12 protein-coding genes are annotated in these 19,341 nt (G+C 45.9%); 8 read left to right on the forward strand and 4 right to left on the reverse strand.

Features of this window, described 5'->3' with window-relative positions; genetic code table 11:
* Positions 1-50 precede the first annotated feature (50 nt).
* From ON006_RS13185 to ON006_RS13195, 3 genes are read left to right on the forward strand one after another with little or no spacing between them, the layout of a single operon-like run.
* Positions 51-3,290, forward strand: a complete 3,240-nt coding sequence (locus tag ON006_RS13185; RefSeq protein WP_244820258.1) for a SusC/RagA family TonB-linked outer membrane protein — start codon at positions 51-53, stop codon at positions 3,288-3,290.
* 29 nt (positions 3,291-3,319) lie between these two features.
* On the forward strand, positions 3,320-5,113 hold the full coding sequence (locus ON006_RS13190) for a RagB/SusD family nutrient uptake outer membrane protein (RefSeq protein WP_244820259.1): 1,794 nt from the start codon (positions 3,320-3,322) through the stop codon (positions 5,111-5,113).
* 57 nt (positions 5,114-5,170) lie between these two features.
* Positions 5,171-6,031 carry a metallophosphoesterase family protein gene (locus ON006_RS13195; protein WP_244820260.1) on the forward strand — a complete coding sequence of 287 codons (861 nt, stop codon included), beginning with the start codon at positions 5,171-5,173 and terminating at the stop codon, positions 6,029-6,031.
* 139 nt (positions 6,032-6,170) lie between these two features.
* Here ON006_RS13195 and ON006_RS13200 read toward each other — a convergent pair whose 3' ends face one another.
* Positions 6,171-7,991: a M2 family metallopeptidase gene (locus tag ON006_RS13200; RefSeq protein WP_244820261.1), complete on the reverse strand. Its 1,821-nt coding sequence runs from the start codon at positions 7,989-7,991 to the stop codon at positions 6,171-6,173.
* A gap of 172 nt (positions 7,992-8,163) precedes the next feature.
* On the opposite strand from ON006_RS13200, the gene ON006_RS13205 reads away from it, so the two are divergent.
* A complete protein-coding gene (locus tag ON006_RS13205) occupies positions 8,164-10,191 on the forward strand; it encodes a beta-L-arabinofuranosidase domain-containing protein (RefSeq protein WP_244820262.1) in 2,028 nt (675 codons plus the stop codon).
* Positions 10,192-10,218: 27 nt separating this feature from the next.
* A complete protein-coding gene (locus ON006_RS13210; protein ID WP_244820263.1) occupies positions 10,219-12,183 on the forward strand; it encodes a glycoside hydrolase family 127 protein in 1,965 nt (654 codons plus the stop codon).
* An 89-nt stretch (positions 12,184-12,272) separates the two neighbouring features.
* Here the strand turns inward: ON006_RS13210 and ON006_RS13215 are convergent, their stop codons facing one another.
* Entirely contained in the window at positions 12,273-14,687 is a 2,415-nt protein-coding gene (locus ON006_RS13215) for an ABC transporter permease (protein WP_244820264.1), read from the reverse strand.
* Positions 14,688-15,059: 372 nt separating this feature from the next.
* On the opposite strand from ON006_RS13215, the gene ON006_RS13220 reads away from it, so the two are divergent.
* Positions 15,060-15,611, forward strand: coding sequence for a dihydrofolate reductase family protein (locus ON006_RS13220; RefSeq protein WP_244820265.1), 552 nt, complete (start codon positions 15,060-15,062; stop codon positions 15,609-15,611).
* An 80-nt stretch (positions 15,612-15,691) separates the two neighbouring features.
* On the opposite strand, the gene ON006_RS13225 is transcribed toward ON006_RS13220, so the two are convergent.
* Positions 15,692-16,123 (reverse strand): DUF1801 domain-containing protein, encoded by a 432-nt coding sequence (locus tag ON006_RS13225; protein ID WP_244820266.1) that lies wholly within the window; start codon positions 16,121-16,123, stop codon positions 15,692-15,694.
* A 101-nt stretch (positions 16,124-16,224) separates the two neighbouring features.
* The gene (locus ON006_RS13230) at positions 16,225-17,175 is read right to left on the reverse strand and encodes a ketopantoate reductase family protein (protein ID WP_244820267.1); all 951 of its coding nucleotides are present in this window, start codon (positions 17,173-17,175) and stop codon (positions 16,225-16,227) included.
* A gap of 584 nt (positions 17,176-17,759) precedes the next feature.
* Here ON006_RS13230 and ON006_RS13235 point away from each other — a divergent pair.
* Positions 17,760-18,494 carry a sensor histidine kinase gene (locus ON006_RS13235; protein WP_267609983.1) on the forward strand — a complete coding sequence of 245 codons (735 nt, stop codon included), beginning with the start codon at positions 17,760-17,762 and terminating at the stop codon, positions 18,492-18,494.
* Complete coding sequence (locus ON006_RS13240) at positions 18,491-19,249, forward strand: LytR/AlgR family response regulator transcription factor (RefSeq protein ID WP_244820269.1); 759 nt, start codon at positions 18,491-18,493, stop codon at positions 19,247-19,249. Before ON006_RS13235 ends, ON006_RS13240 begins: the two co-directional genes overlap by 4 nt.
* Positions 19,250-19,341: the final 92 nt, after the last annotated feature.

A 19,341-nucleotide genomic window follows, 5' to 3' on the forward strand; every position in this document is an offset into this window, starting at 1 on the left:
TTGCACCCCAAATAACCCCTGAATATTCCTTTTAACTCTAAACAATAAATATGATGCGAAGTCTACTGAAATGCAGGAACATTGAAAAGTTGATTTTTTTAAACTGCTGCCTGGCGATTTTTGCCGGATGCGCAAATACCCTATTTGCGCAAAGTGTGAAAGTAAAGGGCGAAGTAAGCGATGGCAGGGATCGGTTGCCGGGTGTGAATGTGTTGGTAAAAGGCACTCAAACGGGAACCACAACCGACCAAAATGGTAAGTATTCTTTAACAGTTGCGTCAGAAAATGCTGTTCTCGTGTTTTCGTTCATTGGGTACAAAACCGTGGAAGAACCTCTTCGCGGACGAAATGAAATAACCGTTTCCTTGCAGCAGGATGCCGCCAACCTCGACGAAATGGTCGTGATCGGGTATGGTACCGAAAAGAAAGTAAACATTACCGGCGCAGTGGACCAGATTTCCGGAAAACAATTTGAAGCACGCCCCATTGCCAATGTCATGCAGGGCTTGCAGGGTATCAGCCCGGGACTGAACATTACTTACAGCGGCGGCGCACCGGGCACAACCCCTAACTTCAACATACGAGGGTTTACTTCCATCAATGGTGGGGAGCCATTGTTTGTCATCGATGGTATCGCGGCCGCAAGTAGCAACGATTTACTTCGACTAAACCCTTCCGACATAGCCAGTTTTTCCGTGCTCAGGGACGCTGCTTCGGCGGCCATTTACGGTGCACGAGCCGCTTTCGGTGTGGTACTGGTCACAACCAAGCAGGGTGGCAAAGGCAAACAGGCCATCAGTTATAATAATTTCTTCTCCTGGGGCAGGTCCACCGTTCTCCCCCAGCCTGTAACGGATCCGTACATTTATTCACGCGTGCTGGAAACTTCCACGGACAATACGCCCTGGGACTACGTGAACTATTCGGACGAGCATTATCAATGGGCCAAACAGCGTTCAGAAGATCCGTCGGTACCTGATACACGTCTGAACCCAAGTGACCCGACACGCTGGGCCTATATGGGTGCCAATAATTGGTATGACTATTTTTTCAACAAACAGAGCCTTTCTCAAAACCACAGCCTCTCCCTGACAGGCAGCGCCAAAACAGCTAATGACAAAGTGGTCGGGTACTATGTATCTGCCGATTACAATAAGGAAAACGGCCTCAACAAACTGGCTGACGACTACTGGAACCGCTACTCTTCGCGGGTACGCCTTGATTTTTCACCTCTCAAATGGCTGAAATTTGACAATAACCTTTCGATTTATAAAACAGAAAGAGCGGTACCGAGCACGAGCATTACTGATCTCTATTATCTCCAACCCACCGACGTTGCCAAAAACCCCGACGGTACCTGGGCAAACACTGGCGCAGGCAGGCTGGCGGCACGGCTGACGGACGGAGGAAAAAACAGGCAGGACATGTTTGGTTTTCAAAACATCCTCCGCGGAATTGTGACTGCGCTCAATGGGGACCTGACGGTTACGGGATCAGCCAGCTTTAAAAGGGAATCCTGGAAACAGCATACGGATACCAAAAAATTCTTAATCGGCTACGGGCCGCAGGATGTCAGAGCAGAAGGCGGGAACGGATCGGTCAACGAAACCAATGGTACGCTCGTCAACAACGTACTGGATTTGTTTGCAAACTATACCAAAACATTCGGAACAAGCCGGATCAGTTTACTGGGTGGCTATAACCAGGAAATGTATGAGTGGGCAAAAATAGATGCAACCAGAAATACGCTGATATCGTCTTCGCTCCCTTTCATTGGCCTTACAAGCGGAGACGCTTTCGTAGGAAGTACGTACGATTCTTATGCTACCCGCAGCTTTTTTGGCCGGTTAAATTATACTTTGAAGGATCGCTACATTGTCGAATTCAACGGCAGGTACGATGGTTCCTCACGCTTTCCGGTGAGCAACCGCTGGGGATTTTTCCCGTCTGTTTCAGCTGCATGGATAGCCAGTTCTGAATCTTTCATCAAAGAAGCACTTCCATTTATCCCGACACTTAAATTACGGGCATCATATGGTGATCTTGGAAACCAGAACGTGGGTTATTACAGCTTTCGGCAGACATTGCCAACCGGACTGTCGAACAACCTCATCAACGGAGGACAGCAAACTGTTATTGGCAATGCACCGTCACTCTACATTGATCCCAGAAATTACACCTGGGAGAGGGTTTCTACCATCAACTTCGGGGCAGATCTGGGTGTATTAAGTGACCGGTTGACTTTTGCATTTGACTATTACTTGCGGGATACCAAAGGTATGCTTACAGCGGGACAGGAGTTGCCAGGGGTGCTGGGGACAACGGTACCAAGTCAAAATGCAGCTGACCTGCGTACCAAAGGTTGGGAGTTTACAATGGGTTTCAATGATTCTTACAACGTAGGCGCGAAGCCTTTGTCTTTCAATGCCAAATTAATCCTCTCTGATTCACGCTCACACATTACTAAGTTCAAAAATGAGCAGCAATTGTTTTCTTCCTACCGCCAGGGAGCGGAACTTGGAGAAATATGGGGGCTCACAAACGACGGACATTTCAAAAACACGGATGAAATAAGCAAGCTGGACGAAACCGATATTATCCCCTGGGGTGCATTGTCCATTGTTCCGGGCTGGCCAAAATACAAGGACCTCGACGGAGATGGCCGGATTACAAAGGGTTTGTCCCAAAAGAATCCAAAGGACATGTCGGTGATCGGGAATTCAACGGCGCGCTACCGGATTGGCTTTAATTTGAGCGCCGACTGGAATGGATTTGATGTGGCGGCGTTTCTTCAGGGGGTTGGAAAAGCAGATTACTATCCTCATCACTACCTTTTCTGGGGACCGTATCAGCAGCCTTATGCCAATATTTACCCTTGGAACCTGGATTACTATCGCGGAACCTCGGAATCGGCACAGGACAGAAGCAAACATTCGGCCTCTTACATCAAAGCCGGGCTGGCTGACGCAAATCCCGATGCCTCCTACCCGGTGCTGCAATCGTGGCTGGCGGATGCTAACTATGGCTCGGGGCTGGACATTCCCCAGACGAAGTATCTGCTGAGCGCGGCTTATCTGCGCATCAAGAATGTGACGGTTGGATATTCCCTGCCCGCAGCTTTATTACAAAAACATGGCATAAACCGCTTCCGGGTTTTCGTATCGGGTGAGAATATGTTCGAGTTTTCAAAGATCAAAAAATACGTTGATCCTGAATCCATTAACAGCGGCAATGGCTGGGCTTATCCATTCCAGAGGAAGTTTGCTATCGGCCTTAACGTAGAATTTTGATCCTAAACCTTTCTTAAATCAACATGATCATGAAAAAAAACATACTAATGCTGTCCTTATTGATGATCGCGATGAGCGCCTGTCAGGACAATTTTCTGGAACGCCTTCCCCAGACCTCTATTGCACCGGAAGCTTTCTTTAACACCGAAGAAGATCTTGCATTATATATCAATGGATTGGTTTCCATGCCGGGCACCAACTCTTATCTTAACGATCAAAATACTGATAATGCCACCACAACCGGGGCAGTGGAGGTAAAAGTGATCATGACGGGAGCTCCTAGCTCTCAAACTGTCACCAGCGGCTGGGAATGGGGACGTTTGCGGAACATCAATTACTTTCTGGATAATTATAACAAAGCCAACATATCATCCCAAATCAAGGCGCATTATGTAGGGCTCGCACGCTATTACCGTGCCCAGTTCTACCTGGATAAAGTAGCCCGGTTTTCTGACGTTCCGTGGTATTCCAAAACATTGAACCCTGATGATAAGGAATTATATAAACCGCAGGATCCGAGAACGTTGGTAGTCGACAGTATCATGGCGGACCTTGCTTTTGCCGCTGAAAACGTGCGGGAAAGCGTACCATCGGGCACTCCCGGAAAATGGGCAGTAATGACCCAATATGCCAGAACAGCGCTTTACGAAGGAACTTACAGAAAATACCATACGGAATTGAACCTGCAAAACACGGCAAATCAGTTCCTGCAAACAGCCGTAACTGTTTCCGAAGCCATCATCAAGTCCGGAAAGTTCAGTATCTATTCGAGCGGAAAACCGTCACAGGATTATGCAACGCTTTTTGCAAGTCCGAACCTGCTATCTAACCCCGAGGTGATCCTGGCCAATGTGTACGATTCAGAGAAAAAGAAAAACGGCAATGTCAATGGGGTTGTTTTCGGAGATTACGAGCAAGCTCCATCCCGCGACCTGATCCAGACCTATCTGATGAAGGACGGCTCCCGGTTTTCCGACATTGCGGGCTATCAGCAATTCGGGTTTGTGAAGGAATTTGAAAACCGGGATCCGAGATTAAACCAAACCATGGTTTATCCGGGATGGATCAGGGTACCGGATGCCAATCCTTACATTCAAAGGCTAAATAAGAATTTTACCGGGTACCATCAGTTAAAAGGATACATTAACAGCACCGATAACAATGTGCTAAACAGTAGCGATTTCCCGGTATACCGCTTTGCCGAAGTACTGCTAACCTATGCAGAGGCGAAAGCTGAGCTAGGGACATTGACCCAAAATGACCTGGATTTGTCTGTCAATATGTTGCGGAAAAGAGTGGGCATGCCGGATTTAAACATGGCTTTGGCCAATGGAAAACCCGATCCCGCTCTTGTTCAAAAATATCCGAACACTTCCGGTACGAACAGGGGCGTACTGCTTGAAATCAGGAGAGAAAGAAGGGTTGAATTTGCGTTTGAAAACTTGCGCTACGACGATTTAATGCGCTGGCATGCAGGTACATTGCTCACTAAAATACCGGAAGGAATGTACTTTGCCGGTCCCGGGAAATACGATATGACTGGCGATGGCCACGCGGATATTATTTTAGTTGATAAAAATACTTCTATTCCCGCGGAGGCGAACAAGGAAAAAAATAGCCTTGGGACCGTATTAGTTTATTATAAGACAGGCGCCATTGGCGAGGATGTTACCGTATTTTTGAAAAATGGAATAGCCGGAGGTACGATGGTTACTGAAACTGCTGTCCGGAAATTTGAAGAACCAAAATATTATTATCGTCCTATACCCCAAACCCAAATACTCCTCAATCCCGATTTGAAACAAGTCTTTGGCTGGCAATAACCTGGTACCCACAATTAGAAAATGATGAATAGAAGAAATTGGATCAAAAATGCCGGAATGATAACAGGGGCAGCGACTGCTGCCCCGCTTTCGGAGTCGATAGCGCCGGCTAAAAAGAAACCCGTTCTCACAGTTGCGCACATTACTGATGTACATATACGTGCGGGCGATGATGCACCTGCACGGTTCAAAAAATGTCTTGAAGATGTAAAAAAACATGATGTAGACTTTTTCCTGAACGGAGGCGACTCCATTCATGCCGCTGACTATAAAGATGTTACCCGTGAACAAATGCTGGAATATTGGAAAATATGGGACGAATGCACGGCAACATTGAAGGACTATGAAATCCACAGCTGTATCGGCAACCACGATCCCTGGTGGGCTGCACCTTCGGAACAGGATGAAATGTACGGAAAAAACTATGTCGTGAAGCGGCTCAAAACGCCGGGACGGTATTATAGCTTTACCAAAAAAGGCTGGCATTTTATCATTCTGGATGGCAATAACTCCAAGATTTCGTTGGATGACGTACAATTCAACTGGCTAAAAAACGATTTGGAGCAGCTTCCTGCGGGAACTCCCGTGGTGCTGATGTCGCATTACCCGATCCTGGGCGCAACGCCTATACTGGTTGGCGGAGGTCATTCAGATTCAAAACAGCTTAAATCTCTTTTCTACCAACATAAAGATAAGGTGAAAATTTGCCTCAGCGGGCACCAGCATTTACAGGATAGTACCTTTTACAATGGCGTTCAGTACTGTTGCAACGGCGCGATGAGCGGTTTTTGGTGGGGAAAAGGTGATGCCGAATCGGCCGCACCCAACTATTATCAGGAAACACCGCCTGGATTTGCAATACTGAAACTTTACGCTGACGGAACCGTAACGAATACCTACCATCCTCACGCCTACTAAATTACATTACCCGTGTTAACCTGCCCGTGGCTTTGAAAAACATGGGCAGGTTAACCGAATAAAGGGAGCGACAAGAATGATCAGGATTGAAATCAATATTTTATCCGTCTTACTGATTGAACGTCTCGCCATCATTCGATTACAATTTTTCCGGTAAGCTATAAGACCTGCCCGCATTTTGCTTTTTTAAATAGGCCATTAACGGAGTAAAATAATCAACCATAGGTTTAGCGCTCATTTCACTACCAATGTTTTTCTTTAAATGTTCCCGCCAGTCAACGGTAGCACCCGGACGCATGAGCACACGTAAAAAATCGCCCGTAGGCTTGCTGCCCCAGTAGTTAGTAGCATGCGGATCTTGTTTCAGGATATTTTTGGCAATGTGATCATGTACCTGGAACAACAGGATATTGCTTATGGAGTAATCATAATATTGCGCGGGATCGTCATTGATGTGTGTTTTGGTAGCAGCATCGCAGTACCCGTCAGCATCTTTTCGCTCATGCGGAGGCACAATGCCCTGGTATTTTTTTACCAATTCCCACCATTTCGAATTGTATTGGTCTTTGGGCAAATGGTTGGCATAAAGCTCATATTCGAAACCCGTCATCACCCCACTGCCCCAGGGAATGTTCACTACATAGCTAAGCGCCTCGCCCAAAAGCTTCAAAGTATCGTTAGTCATCACCCCTCTTGCGATCAGTTTCTGATTTTCCAATAGCGGTTTTTGCAGGGAAGCAAGTCCGATCATACTTCCAAAAGCCTCGTGAAACCCGCGATTGGCACCACCGCGTAACACAATCGGAACCTCAGGATTGGAATATTCCATATAATAGTAAATATGTCCGAGCTCGTGCAAGACAGTCGTCCACCATTCCGTATTCGCTTCAACGCTCATCAACGAACGCACATCCTTGTCATAATCTATATGCCATGCCGATGCGTGATTGTTTTTTGAAAACTTGGCGTTTGCCGGCAACGGATAAAGAGAGGATTTGTCCCAGAACGATTGTGGCAACTTAGCGAATCCCAGGCTAGTCCAAAAGTCCTCTCCTTTTTTGGTAATCCATTCCGGTCCATTTTTCTTCAATACCGGGTCAATATTCAAGCCTTCCACATTGACCAGCGCGCTCCAATCCTGCCCCCACCGGTTGGGTAACCAGTCCGCCGGTAGGTATTGCGGCACAGGCTGATGGTATTTTTGGGCAAGCTCATACCGGGCCCAGGTATGCAGCTCCCGGTATAAAGGCCATACGTCCGATATAAAACTTTGGGTTAAATCGATCATTTCCTTCGAGCTCATTCCGTACTCGCTGGTCTGGTAGGCAAAATAGTCGGTATAGCCCAGTGGGGTTACGCAGCCATTGCGAAGTGTTTGCAATTGCACCAAGCCGTCTTTCAGCGTCTTACCTACTTCCTTACTGGCTGCCCAAGCCTGGGAATGTTCACTCAATGGTGCCGCTCCCTTCAAAATAGCATCCAGGTCATTGGTTGACACCTTTTTACCATGCAATGTATAATTAAAGCCATAAAGTCTTTCCAACTGCGCATTGGAAGCATCAATTCTGTCCTTCACCAACCGGCCGGCAGTCTCGGGATTATTGCCGGCAAGAAATAATATATATTCAAATTGCTTCACCTGAAGAGGACTAAGCTCATCTTTTTTTGCCAGGTATTTTTTTGCACTATCAATGTTCGCTGTGCTGCCGGTATATTTTGCAATCGCCTCATCAAAAGCCGCCGCTGCCTTGGAATCGGTACTATCCCCTACAACAATGTGCGTATTAAGCCGCCATTGGCCTTCATTAGAAGCAGTGCTTAACTTTTTGTAGTTACTATTATAATCATCCAGGTAAACCTGCGCCTGCGCTTGCAGAATTTCATTACCGGCAGGTTTGTCCTTCGACTTACTGCATGCAGCCAAAACAAATATGAGCGGTAAAGCATGTATCAATTTCATAGTCAAATTGTTTTTAGTAACCTCCTTTATTCTGTCCTGTAAGATATTTCATATTTAAGTGAAAACCTTTGATAAAGCTACCTTTTTATAGACTTAGGCAGTAGTTCGTCTGGGAATTAGAATTTGTAATAATAGTAACAAGATCACTTTCCTTTTGCGCGACAAAATCCCTATGAAAAAAGCTATAACGTTACTTTTTCTTCTTCTATCCGTTAGTGAAGCGTTTCAGGTAGCCGGGCAAACGGGTACGAATGCAACAAACGCATATACAGGCAGCCGCGCGCCTTTGCGCTCCAATCCGTACAGCGAGCTTCCCCTGGGTGCGATTGAACCACAGGGGTGGCTTAAAGCAATGCTGATCACGCAGAAAAACGGTGCCACGGGCAAGCTGGATGAGCTTTATCCACTGGTAATGGGCAAACGAAACGGCTGGCTCGGTGGAGATGGTGATCAGTGGGAAAGAGGGCCTTACTGGATAGACGGCCTGCTTCCGCTGGCTTACATTCTGGACGATAAGGAGCTTATTGCCAAAACGAAACCGTGGGTTGAATGGGCACTGAGCAGCCAGCAGCCCGACGGATATTTCGGCCCGTCGAAAGACTATGGTCATGAGCCAGGCGTGCAGCGCGACAACAGCCGTGACTGGTGGCCTAAAATGGTGATGCTGAAAATATTAAAGCAATATTATTCCGCTACATCTGACAAGCGCGTGATCACATTGATGACCAACTATTTTAAATATCAACTCAAAGAACTGCCTGCTAAACCACTGGATCACTGGACTTTCTGGGCCCGATACCGAGGTGCGGATAATTTGATGATCGTATACTGGCTCTACAACATTACAGGCGACAAGTTTTTACTGGACCTGGGCAACCTGATCCACGAGCAAACTTTTGACTATACCAATGCATTTTTAAACACCGATCTCTTGTCGACACGTGGAAGCATTCACTGTGTAAACCTGGCCCAGGGCATCAAAGCGCCGCTTATATATTTCCAGCATCACCCGGACCAAAAATACCTGAACGCAACGAAGAAAGGTTTCGCAGACATTCGTAAGTTCAACGGCATGGCGCATGGGCTGTATGGAGGCGACGAAGCATTGCACGGCAATGATCCCACACAAGGGTCCGAGTTGTGTTCGGCAGTTGAAATGATGTTTTCCCTGGAAAGCATTCTCGAAATCACCGGCGATGTGGGTTATGCTGATATGCTTGAAAAAGTTGCGTTTAATGCGCTGCCCACACAGGTTTCGGACGATTTTATGACGCGACAGTATTTTCAGCAGGCCAACCAGGTTATGACTACGCGGCATCAGCGCAATTTCGATGTCAATCACGGAGGTACTGATCTTTGCACGGGGTTACTGACCGGATATCCTTGCTGCACATCCAATATGCACCAGGGCTGGCCAAAATTTGTACAAAATCTCTGGTATTCGACTGCCGACAAAGGCATAGCGGCATTGACATACGCCGCCAATGAAGCGAAAATCAAACTGCCCGGCGGAATTGAGGTTGTGGTAAAAGAAGAAACTGCTTATCCCTTCGAAGAGACCATCAAATTTACCATCTCCCCATCTGCCAATTCGGTGTTCCCATTTCATTTGCGGATACCTGAATGGTGCCGCAAAGCGTCGATTAAAGTGAATGGAAAACTGTGGTTGGAACCGGATGGTAACCAGGTCGTGAAGCTGATCCGAGAATGGGAGAAAGGCGATGTGGTGGAGTTGACATTACCCATGCATATTTTCAAAAATACCTGGGTCGAAAATTCTATTTCGATTGAACGCGGACCGCTGACCTATGCATTAAAAATCGGTGAATCATTGAAAACCGTGAAAAATGACAAAGACCCGATCGACTACGGTTCTGTTTACAACGAATTACGACCTACCACTCCCTGGAACTACGGGCTGATCTTCACGCCTGACAACAAACTGGAAGGGCAATACAAATGGGAAGTAGCCAGGCAGGTGTCGAATTACCCGTGGAACCCGGAGAATGCGCCTTTACAGATAAAAACCAAAGCCAGGCGCATTCCGTCATGGGGAGTGTACAATGAGATGGCAGGCCCGCTCCCGTACAGCATTACCTATCAGCTGGACACGGAGGATCAAGAAGAAGACATTGTCCTGATCCCGTACGGCTGCACAAACCTTCGAATTTCGCAATTTCCCGTTATCCGCAAAAAATAAGATCTTTGAAATACAACGAGATTCAAAATGCAACATACCACCAAAATTTCCCTGATCGCCGCCGGCATATTCTGTTTGAATGTGATTCACGTGCAGGCGCAGCGAATACAGTCCGTACGTTTTTCGGACGTTACCATCCATGACAATTTCTGGAAGCCCAAGCAAGAAAAAGTAGCGACGGCAACGCTCAATGCATGTATCATTCAGACGGAGGAAAAATCGGGGCGGATTAGGAATTTTGAAAAAGTGGCCCGCAAACACGGAGAAAAGCACGAGGGTATTTACTATGACGACAGTGATGTGTACAAAGCAATTGAAGCAATGGCCTATTCGCTTAAAAACCGGCCTGACGCAGCCCTGGAAAAGAAAGCAGATGAATGGATCGATAAAATTGCGGCGGCGCAACAGCCGGACGGTTACCTGAACACTTTCTACACGCTGACGGACATTAACCAGCGCTGGACTGACATGGAAAAGCACGAAGATTACTGCGCGGGACATTTAATGGAAGCAGCAGTAGCCTACTACAACACAACCGGCAAACGAAAATTGCTGGACGTAGCGATTCGCCTGGCAGACCACATTGATGCTACATTCCGCGTTGCAAACCGTCCGTGGGTATCCGGCCACCAGGAAATTGAGCTGGCATTGATGAAAATGTATCATTTGACCAAAGAAGACCGGTACCTGAAACTGGCTGACTGGTTTTTACAGCAACGCGGACACGGCTATGGAAAAGGGAAAATCTGGGATGAATGGAAAGATCCCAAGTATTGCCAGGACGACATTCCGGTGAAGGACCAAAAGGAAATCACCGGGCATGCGGTGCGCGCTATGTACCAATATACGGGTGCCGCGGATGTGGCTTCTGTAAACCAGGACCCGGGCTATATGAATGCGATGACGGCGGTTTGGGAAGATGTGGTTTACAGAAATATGTATCTGACGGGCGGAATCGGGTCTTCTGGCCACAATGAAGGATTTACTGACGACTACGATCTACCGAATGGCGCTGCTTATAGTGAAACCTGCGCCTCCGTTGGGATGGTGTTCTGGAACCAGCGGATGAATTCTCTGACCGGCGACGCCAAGTACATTGATGTGCTGGAACGCAGCCTTTACAATGGTGCATTGGACGGGCTAAGCCTGAGCGGCGACCACTTTTTTTACGGCAATCCGCTTTCATCAATCGGCAACAATGCACGTAACGCCTGGTTTGGAACAGCCTGCTGTCCTTCCAACATTGCACGGCTCGTGGCGTCGGTTGGGGATTATATTTATGGAAAATCCGAGAACAAAATCTGGGTGAACCTCTTTGTGGGCAGCGGTACTAAATTTCAGGTTGGAAAAACCAATGTTCCGCTTCTCATGGAAACGAATTATCCCTGGGAAGGCAATGTCAAAATAAAGGTAAGTCCCAGTCAGAAAGTGAAGTATGCGTTGAATATCCGCATTCCCGGCTGGGCAGGCAATACGGCTGTTCCGGGTGAACTTTACAGCTTCATTGGAGCCGGAAACGAAAAATTTGAGGTTTTGCTAAACGGCAAACCGGTCAATTATCAGGTCGAAAAAGGCTATGCCGTGATCGATCGCACGTGGCAGAATGGCGACGAAGTAGAGGTGAAATTACCGATGGAAGTGCGTCAGATCAAGTCTCGGAAAGAAGTAAAAGCGAATGAAGATCGCATTGCCCTGCAACGCGGGCCGATCGTTTACTGCGTGGAAGGAGCTGACAATGCGGGTGAAGTGTGGGACCTGCTGGTTCCTGAAAATCCTACGTTTAACATACAAAAAAGCAAGATACTCGACGAATCCGTCATTTCCGTTCAGGCCAATCTGCTAAAAGTAGAAGCCACAGCTGATGGTTTGAATGTAAAAACAAAGCCGCAGCTCGTCACCGCTATCCCCTACTACACCTGGGCCAACCGGGGAAAAGGGCCAATGCAAGTTTGGCTGCCTTCCAAAATTAAAAATATCAGAATAGCGGAGTAAGGAAATTAATTGAATGTACGCCTGAATTCTTCTGACCGCCCATGGAAGTGGTATTGATGCAGGTCCGGAGGTTTTGAGATTGTTGTCTCTTACTCGCTCTTGAGCGATTTCACCGGATTCATTAATGCGGCACGAATGGCCTGATAGCTCACCGTGAGCACGGTGATGGTCATCGCGCCCAATGCGGCTACGGGGAAAATCCACCATTGGACAGTCGTATGATATTTATAGGTCAAGAGCCAGTCATTCAGGAAGTAATAGGCAATCGGGCTGGCGATCAGACAGGAGATAATCACCAATATTACAAAGTCCTGGGACATTAACTGCCACAAATTGACCATAGAAGCACCCAGTACTTTCCTGATCCCGATCTCCTTCACACGTTGCTCGGCCACGAAAGAAGCCAGCCCGAACAAGCCGAGACACGATATGAAAACGGCAAGGCAGGCGAAGATTGCCGCAAGCTTTCCAATACGCTCTTCTGACGAAAATTTCTTCCCAAATTCCTCATTGACAAACTGGTACTCAAAAGGAGCGGAAGGAACGTGTTTTTTCAGGATCGTTTCCACGGCAGCAATTGACTCAACCGCATTTTTTGTCGGGTTCAATCTGATCGTCATGAAGTTGGTAGCCTTGCCAGTGAAGTAAAACGTCTGTTTTACAGGCTCGTAAGGTGATTCCATCAGCATATCCTTGATCACGCCGATAATGGTGTAGAATTCGGCTTCTTTCCCAAAACCCCACTGTACGACCTTCCCGACAGGATTTTTTATACCCATAAATTTCACAGCGGCCTCATTGACTACCAACGCCGTGGAATCGGTGACAAACTCCCTTGAAAAATCGCGGCCTTCCTTGAATTGCCAGCCGACCGTCTTTCCAAAATCCTTGGTAACCCAAATGGTACCAAAATCCGCCTGCAAATTCGGGTCCATGCCTTTCCAGCTAAATCCACCATTATTTGACCAGATACCCGTGGGTGGGCTCGAAGACAGCGCCACCCGTTCCACAGCACCGGAGTTTTTGATCTCATCCTGGATCACGTCGGCTTTTTGTGCAAATTCCGGCGATACTACGCTCAGCATAATCAGGCCATTCTGATCATAACCAATGGGCCGGTTTTTAGTATGTTGAATTTGTTGATACACGATAACAGTACCGATAATAAGCGTGATAGAAACTGTAAACTGCACAACTACCAGCACTTTCCGCGGCGCTGCTGCAAACCTGCCAACGTTGAATCGTAGCAACGAACCGGCGCCTTTCAAAACTTTCACGGGTTGAAAAGAAGAGAGGTACAATGCCGGATAACTTCCTGCCAGAATACCAGTTACGAAAATAAATGCGGCACTTACAAGCCAGAACAGCGGCTTTGTCCATGGAAATTCTACCTGCTTAAAGGCTACGTCATTAAATTGTGGAAGAAGTGACGTTGCCAGAAAGACTGCAAAAACGAAGGCAATGATCACTACCAGAAAAGATTCGCTGAAAAACTGACTGACCAGCTGTCCGCGGAGCGATCCTACGGCCTTACGTATGCCAACTTCCTTCGCCCGTTTTTCCGAACGCGCGGTGCTCAGGTTCATGAAATTGATACAGGCCAACAGCAACACAAATGCCCCAACGATCGAGAAAAGCCATACATATTGGATAAAACCGCCGGTATTAACCCCTTCCACCCAGTTAGAACGCAGATGCCAGTTTTTCATCGGATGAAGGAAAATCTCGGGTTTGGAAGAGATCTCGTCCTTTTTCATCCGGTTGAGCTTTGCAAATTTGATCTTCTCACTCAGCTTGTCAATATTCACGTGATCGGCGACCTCTGCAAAAAGCTGAAAGGAATTATTATCCCACTTTTCTTCATCCCTCGACCTTTTCGCCCAAGGTTGTGAAGCAATAAACAGCTCCCACGGCGCAATCATTGCCAGCTCGCGGAACTCCGTATTAAATGGTAAGTCCTCATACACGCCGGTTACCCGTACATCCATTTTGTTATCCATTCGCACGATTTTGCCCATAGGATCGACAGGGCCAAAAAGTGCCTCAGCCGTTTTAGCAGAAAGAATGATGGAGTTAGTTTCTTTTAATGCGCCGTGGTCGCCTTTCAACATTTTCAGCGATAGCATTTCGGGCATTTCCACATCCATAAAATTACCACCTTTCGAAATTCTCTTTTCTCCGTATGCAAGAACATGCCCTCCTTGCCAGGTTGACATTGCAAGATGCTTAAAATCAGATCCGTACCGATTTCTCAGTTCGGTCACAAGCGGTATAGGAATGGACTTTTCGGTTCCTATGGACCCATTGAAAGACTGGTGCTGCATCACCTGCACAAGACGATCGTAATTGCGATGATACTTGTCAAAGGTCAATTCATCATAAACCCACAAGCCGATCAGCATGGCCACGGCCATTCCGACAGCCAGCCCGCCGATGTTGATGGCCGAATAAACAGTATTTTTTAGAAGACTACGAAAGGCAATTTTCAGGTAGTTTGCAAGCATGGTTCAGAAGTTAAAGAGTTGGAATCTGCACGCTATGTCAAAAAAAGGACGCATACTATGCATTGGCTCGTCAAATATCTTGCCACTAACCAACCTAAACTTTAACATACTAGTAATCAATCATTTAAAAATCGACAGCTAGACATAGAATGTTCAAAAACGGACTAACCTCGTTCCCTAGCGAACAGATCTATCGCCGGAACGGCTTCGCGTCTGGACCATATTTCCGGCCTCCGGTAAAATAGGCCCGCCAGCAAAACTTAACATGTCCCAAATCCCCCCTGTTTTTGTTCTGAATGACTTCCCAAAACGGGCTGAGCTTAGCTTATTTTTGCAACAGTTCAATGTGTTTTGACTTCATGCAAAAACAGGATGAGAAAAATAATCGCAGCAATGAATATGACGCTTGACGGGTTTTGCGACCACACGTCAGGCATTCCGGATGATGAAATACACGACCATTACCGTGACCTGCTAAAAAACGGCGACGTTGCCCTCTATGGCAGGATCACCTATCAGCTGATGGAATATTGGAAACCCCTGGCAACGAACCCAACCGGCGATAAGTCAATGGATGACTTTGCAGTGGTGATGGACCGCATTCCAAAAGTTGTATTTTCCCACACCCTGAAAACTGTTGAATGGGAAACTGCAAGAATAGCAGAACGCGGCCTTGAGGAAGAAGTACTATCGCTCCGGCAACAGCCAGGCGGAAACATTCTGGTTGGCAGCCGGAGTTTAATCATTGCATTAATAAATCTTGGACTCGTCGATGAATTCCAGGTTATGATCTATCCTGTCATCGAGGGAAAAGGCTTACCATTGTTCGATAAGATCCATAACAGGACGGTTATGAAGCTGGTCAACACAAAAACCTTCGCTGGTGGGGCAGTAATGCTTTATTATGAATTCTCGAAAGAGTAACTGCTATTTTTCAGCATCCCCCATCACTGGTATGGAACAAATCACATGGCCTGGGACTACCAGGCCCCTCGACTTTAGTATTACTCCCCAAGCGAAGTTGCAACCCCATATCGTATCGCATCTTCCAGTACTTCAGTGTTTATGTCTTTCAGCGCTTTAAACTTAATGCAATACCCGGTCACGCTCGCCTTCCCTATTTGGTCTCCAAAAGTTTGGGCTAAGTATGTTTTATCATCGATACCCATAACGTAGACCGAGATTCCGGTTGTGTTTGCACTCAGTCCGATCTGATAAAACGCCCTGCTTTTTCCGTCAGCATACTTTATCGTGTAAAGTCCATATCCAATGTTCGGATTAGAAACAGTTTTATTTTCACTGTTTTTACCATCTAAAAACCACAATTTACACCCTGGCATTGTGCGCAGAATGATGCGGTGCAACGCTTGCATGTCGCTGCGCTTTGGTTCAGGCTGACTGGTAAGGTAGGCATTGATCTGTTCTTCCACGTCCATATGAAATCTAAATTGCGGGATTACATTGCTAATTCAGTTTGACAACACAAGACTTTAAATGTTATTCAAGTTAGTTTTTTTGTGTTGAACTATCGGCAAAATTAAGATACAAGGGTGCCACCTCGCAGATTGATTTGCGCTTTCATACTCACTAACTCCCCCAAGAGCCGCGTTTCGTGTACTGCGCTGTCCAAACCCAGCTCCCGGGCCATTCCCGCGATTTCCAAATTCAGCGTGTCGATTTCTGTTCTTCTGCCCGCACGGATATCCTGCAATGTAGAAATTAGTTGTCCATCGGACGACCGGCTAATCTGTAACAGACTTTCCTCTACTTCGTTGATGGTAAGCATGATACCCTTTGCATTCGCAATCGCTATGCATTCCGCGATCACTCGCCGGGCTACATCCAGCGCCGGCGCGCTCCTGTAGAATATGCCATTATCCACTTCCAATAACGGACAAACCGAATTGAAAACACAATTAATGATCGCCTTTTTCCAGATCGTATGCTGGATTTCCGCTTTGCTTTTGAATACAAATTGCGGTGTATTTAATTGCCTGACAATGTGTTGTAAATGATCTATATCGCCACGCTCAATACCGATGGGGCAAGGCGCCACAGGTTTAAAACGAACGGTACCTTCATCGATGATCTGGCTTGTTACAAACAACACGCAGCGGTAAATTTCATAAAAGCCATGCTGAAAAAATGACTTTTCAACCCCCAGGCCATTTTGCAGTAAAACAATGGGTGAACTACCCGTCTTGTTCTTCAAAGCAATCGCCAGTTGTTCGTTTCCAAAGGATTTGCTCGCAAGAACAACAATGCCATCGAGCGTGGGAAATGCATTTAAGGTAGAAATCGTAATCTCAGCCTCATGTATGGTTCCGTCCGGCATTTGCACGCGGATGTGCTCGTTTTTTTGGCTGCCATTGTCCACACTGCCCCTGATGACCGTAGCTTTTCGTCCCGAAAGTGTCAAAAATACAGCCAGCGCTTTCCCGATCGCCCCGGATCCGATGATGTAAATGTGGTCTGAATTTGAATGCATGATGTTACCGAAATGACAAGCTCAAAGTTGAACAAAAGGAAATTGCCATAACAGATACAGTTTTGTTATTTTTAATGGTAGCAGTTTCCCGGGTACCTCCGGTTAGGTAACTATCCACTTTGCAAGAAAATCCTCGCTTAAAAGAATGCATCAAAAAGTTTGTGCAAACCAATTCTTTAATAAATTGAGAAGGATTTAATTCTTAAATCTTTGAAATATCCGAAATTATGCCCTTTGATTTAAAAGATTTTTGGTGGAACAATAAATATTTAACCATAGGCAAGCATTTATCATTCTGTTGGTTATATTGGATTTATATTCTTTCAGACTTTACTGTTACACTAGGTCGTACGGGCGATAAGGAGTGGAATAATATTTTATCAAACTGCATTTTTGCTGTGATTATATTGTCGATATATTCGCTGATATATGCACTTCAGAGAAGCCTTCCCGACAGGTTCTACATATTTGTCTTTGTTGCCATCTTTATTTACTTTCTCAATTCTTACGTCATTTATTATTCTTTTAAATTTATAGCTTCAACTCCTGATCCGTCGCAATTTGTATCTTTTGGTTGGCAGCGAATGAAAACAGAATCAATTTGGATGATTCCCTTCAACCGGTATATGGATCTTTACATCTGGGCGCTCACCGGTAATTACATCGTCATTCCAATTGCCATCATCGGAATTAGTAATACCTTTTCCTATTTCAACCGGATTTTGAAGCTTCAGAGGAACAATTTAAGTCTGGAACTGGACTTTCTGAGGTCTCAGTTAAACCCCCATTTTCTATTCAACAGCCTGAACAATATCTATTCGATGGTTGAAGAAACCAATGAGCTAGCCGGCAATACGATCCTGAAACTGGCTGATCTGATGCGTTATTCCCTATACGAATCCAGCTCGGAAAATGTGCTTCTTTCGAGAGAAATCTTGTTTTTAAAGGACTACATTGAACTGGAAAAAATCCGGCACACACCCGACACACAAATCAATTTTCAGGCCGACGGGAATTTCGAAGACCATCGCATTCCACCATTTCTGCTTATCCCATTTGTTGAAAATGCTTTTAAACATGGACTAAATACCGTCGGGAAAAAATGGGTAGAAATTAATATTCACCTCTCTAATTCGAAACTGGTTTTTCAGGTTAAAAATAGCAAACCGACTGCCCAAAGCGAACAGCTCCAAAAAGGAGGTATTGGATTAGTAAACTTGAAGAAAAGATTGGATATTTATTACCCAAACCGTTATGAGTTAAAAATTAACAACTCTGCCGCAGAGTATGACGTCTTCTTGCAGATCACTCTAAAATGAAGAAAGAAATTACGTGTATTATTGTAGACGACGAGCCGTTTGCACAAAACCTCTTGTGCCGATTTGTGGAGCGATTGACTTACCTGAAGTTGCTTAGTGTCTATCCCAATGCACTGGAGGCACTGGAAGCTGTCCATAACCTCAATCCAGACATTCTATTTCTGGACATCTCAATGCCGGAAGTAACTGGATTAGAGATGGTTAAAATACTAGGCAACTCCCGCCCCTACATTATTTTCACGACGGCCTACCCCAACCATGCTGCTGAAAGTTATGATTTTGAAGTGATCGACTACCTCGTCAAGCCCATCTCGTTTGAACGTTTTGTAAGAGCTGTAAATAAGGTTTCAGAGCAAATGAGCCTTAAAAGCAACACCTGGGGAGGAAACCCTGACAGCAACCCTGAGTCGTCGTCAGAATCCAGCCATGCCGGGGATAACTTTTTTATGGTAAAAAGTAACAAAAAGTTAATCAAGATCAATATTGGTGAAATTGTTGTCGTGGAAGGCATGAAGGATTATCTCAAAATTCACATGACCGACTCTATGGTCATCATTCATATGACCATTGGTAAAATGGAGGAAGTCCTTAAAAAACACAGATTTATAAGGATCAACAAATCCTTCATTGTGAACATACGAGAGATCAAAGCGATCGATGGCAATGAGATGGAGCTTTCCAATAAGCAGAAAGTTCCCATCGGGGCAACATTCCGGGATGTCGTCCTGAACAATCTACAAGGTAGAATAATATAGGTTTGTCTAAGAATTGGTTCGTTTCATCTAAAATATTTTTTTGTTTGATTCTTGTGCAGTTTGTTTACGTCCATACTTAAACAAACAACTAA

The sequence above is a fragment of the Dyadobacter pollutisoli genome, from assembly GCF_026625565.1.
Lineage (GTDB): Bacteria > Bacteroidota > Bacteroidia > Cytophagales > Spirosomataceae > Dyadobacter > Dyadobacter pollutisoli.

Bases quoted from the DNA above. Each gene is read 5' to 3' on its own strand.
- ON006_RS13185 (WP_244820258.1), top strand. From the start codon at position 51: ATGATGCGAAGTCTACTGAAATGCAGGAACATTGAAAAGTTGATTTTT.
- ON006_RS13190 (WP_244820259.1), top strand. From the start codon at position 3,320: ATGAAAAAAAACATACTAATGCTGTCCTTATTGATGATCGCGATGAGC.
- ON006_RS13195 (WP_244820260.1), top strand. From the start codon at position 5,171: ATGATAACAGGGGCAGCGACTGCTGCCCCGCTTTCGGAGTCGATAGCG.
- ON006_RS13200 (WP_244820261.1), bottom strand. From the start codon at position 7,991: ATGAAATTGATACATGCTTTACCGCTCATATTTGTTTTGGCTGCATGC.
- ON006_RS13205 (WP_244820262.1), top strand. From the start codon at position 8,164: ATGAAAAAAGCTATAACGTTACTTTTTCTTCTTCTATCCGTTAGTGAA.
- ON006_RS13210 (WP_244820263.1), top strand. From the start codon at position 10,219: ATGCAACATACCACCAAAATTTCCCTGATCGCCGCCGGCATATTCTGT.
- ON006_RS13215 (WP_244820264.1), bottom strand. From the start codon at position 14,687: ATGCTTGCAAACTACCTGAAAATTGCCTTTCGTAGTCTTCTAAAAAAT.
- ON006_RS13220 (WP_244820265.1), top strand. From the start codon at position 15,060: ATGAGAAAAATAATCGCAGCAATGAATATGACGCTTGACGGGTTTTGC.
- ON006_RS13225 (WP_244820266.1), bottom strand. From the start codon at position 16,123: ATGGACGTGGAAGAACAGATCAATGCCTACCTTACCAGTCAGCCTGAA.
- ON006_RS13230 (WP_244820267.1), bottom strand. From the start codon at position 17,175: ATGCATTCAAATTCAGACCACATTTACATCATCGGATCCGGGGCGATC.
- ON006_RS13235 (WP_267609983.1), top strand. From the start codon at position 17,760: ATGAAAACAGAATCAATTTGGATGATTCCCTTCAACCGGTATATGGAT.
- ON006_RS13240 (WP_244820269.1), top strand. From the start codon at position 18,491: ATGAAGAAAGAAATTACGTGTATTATTGTAGACGACGAGCCGTTTGCA.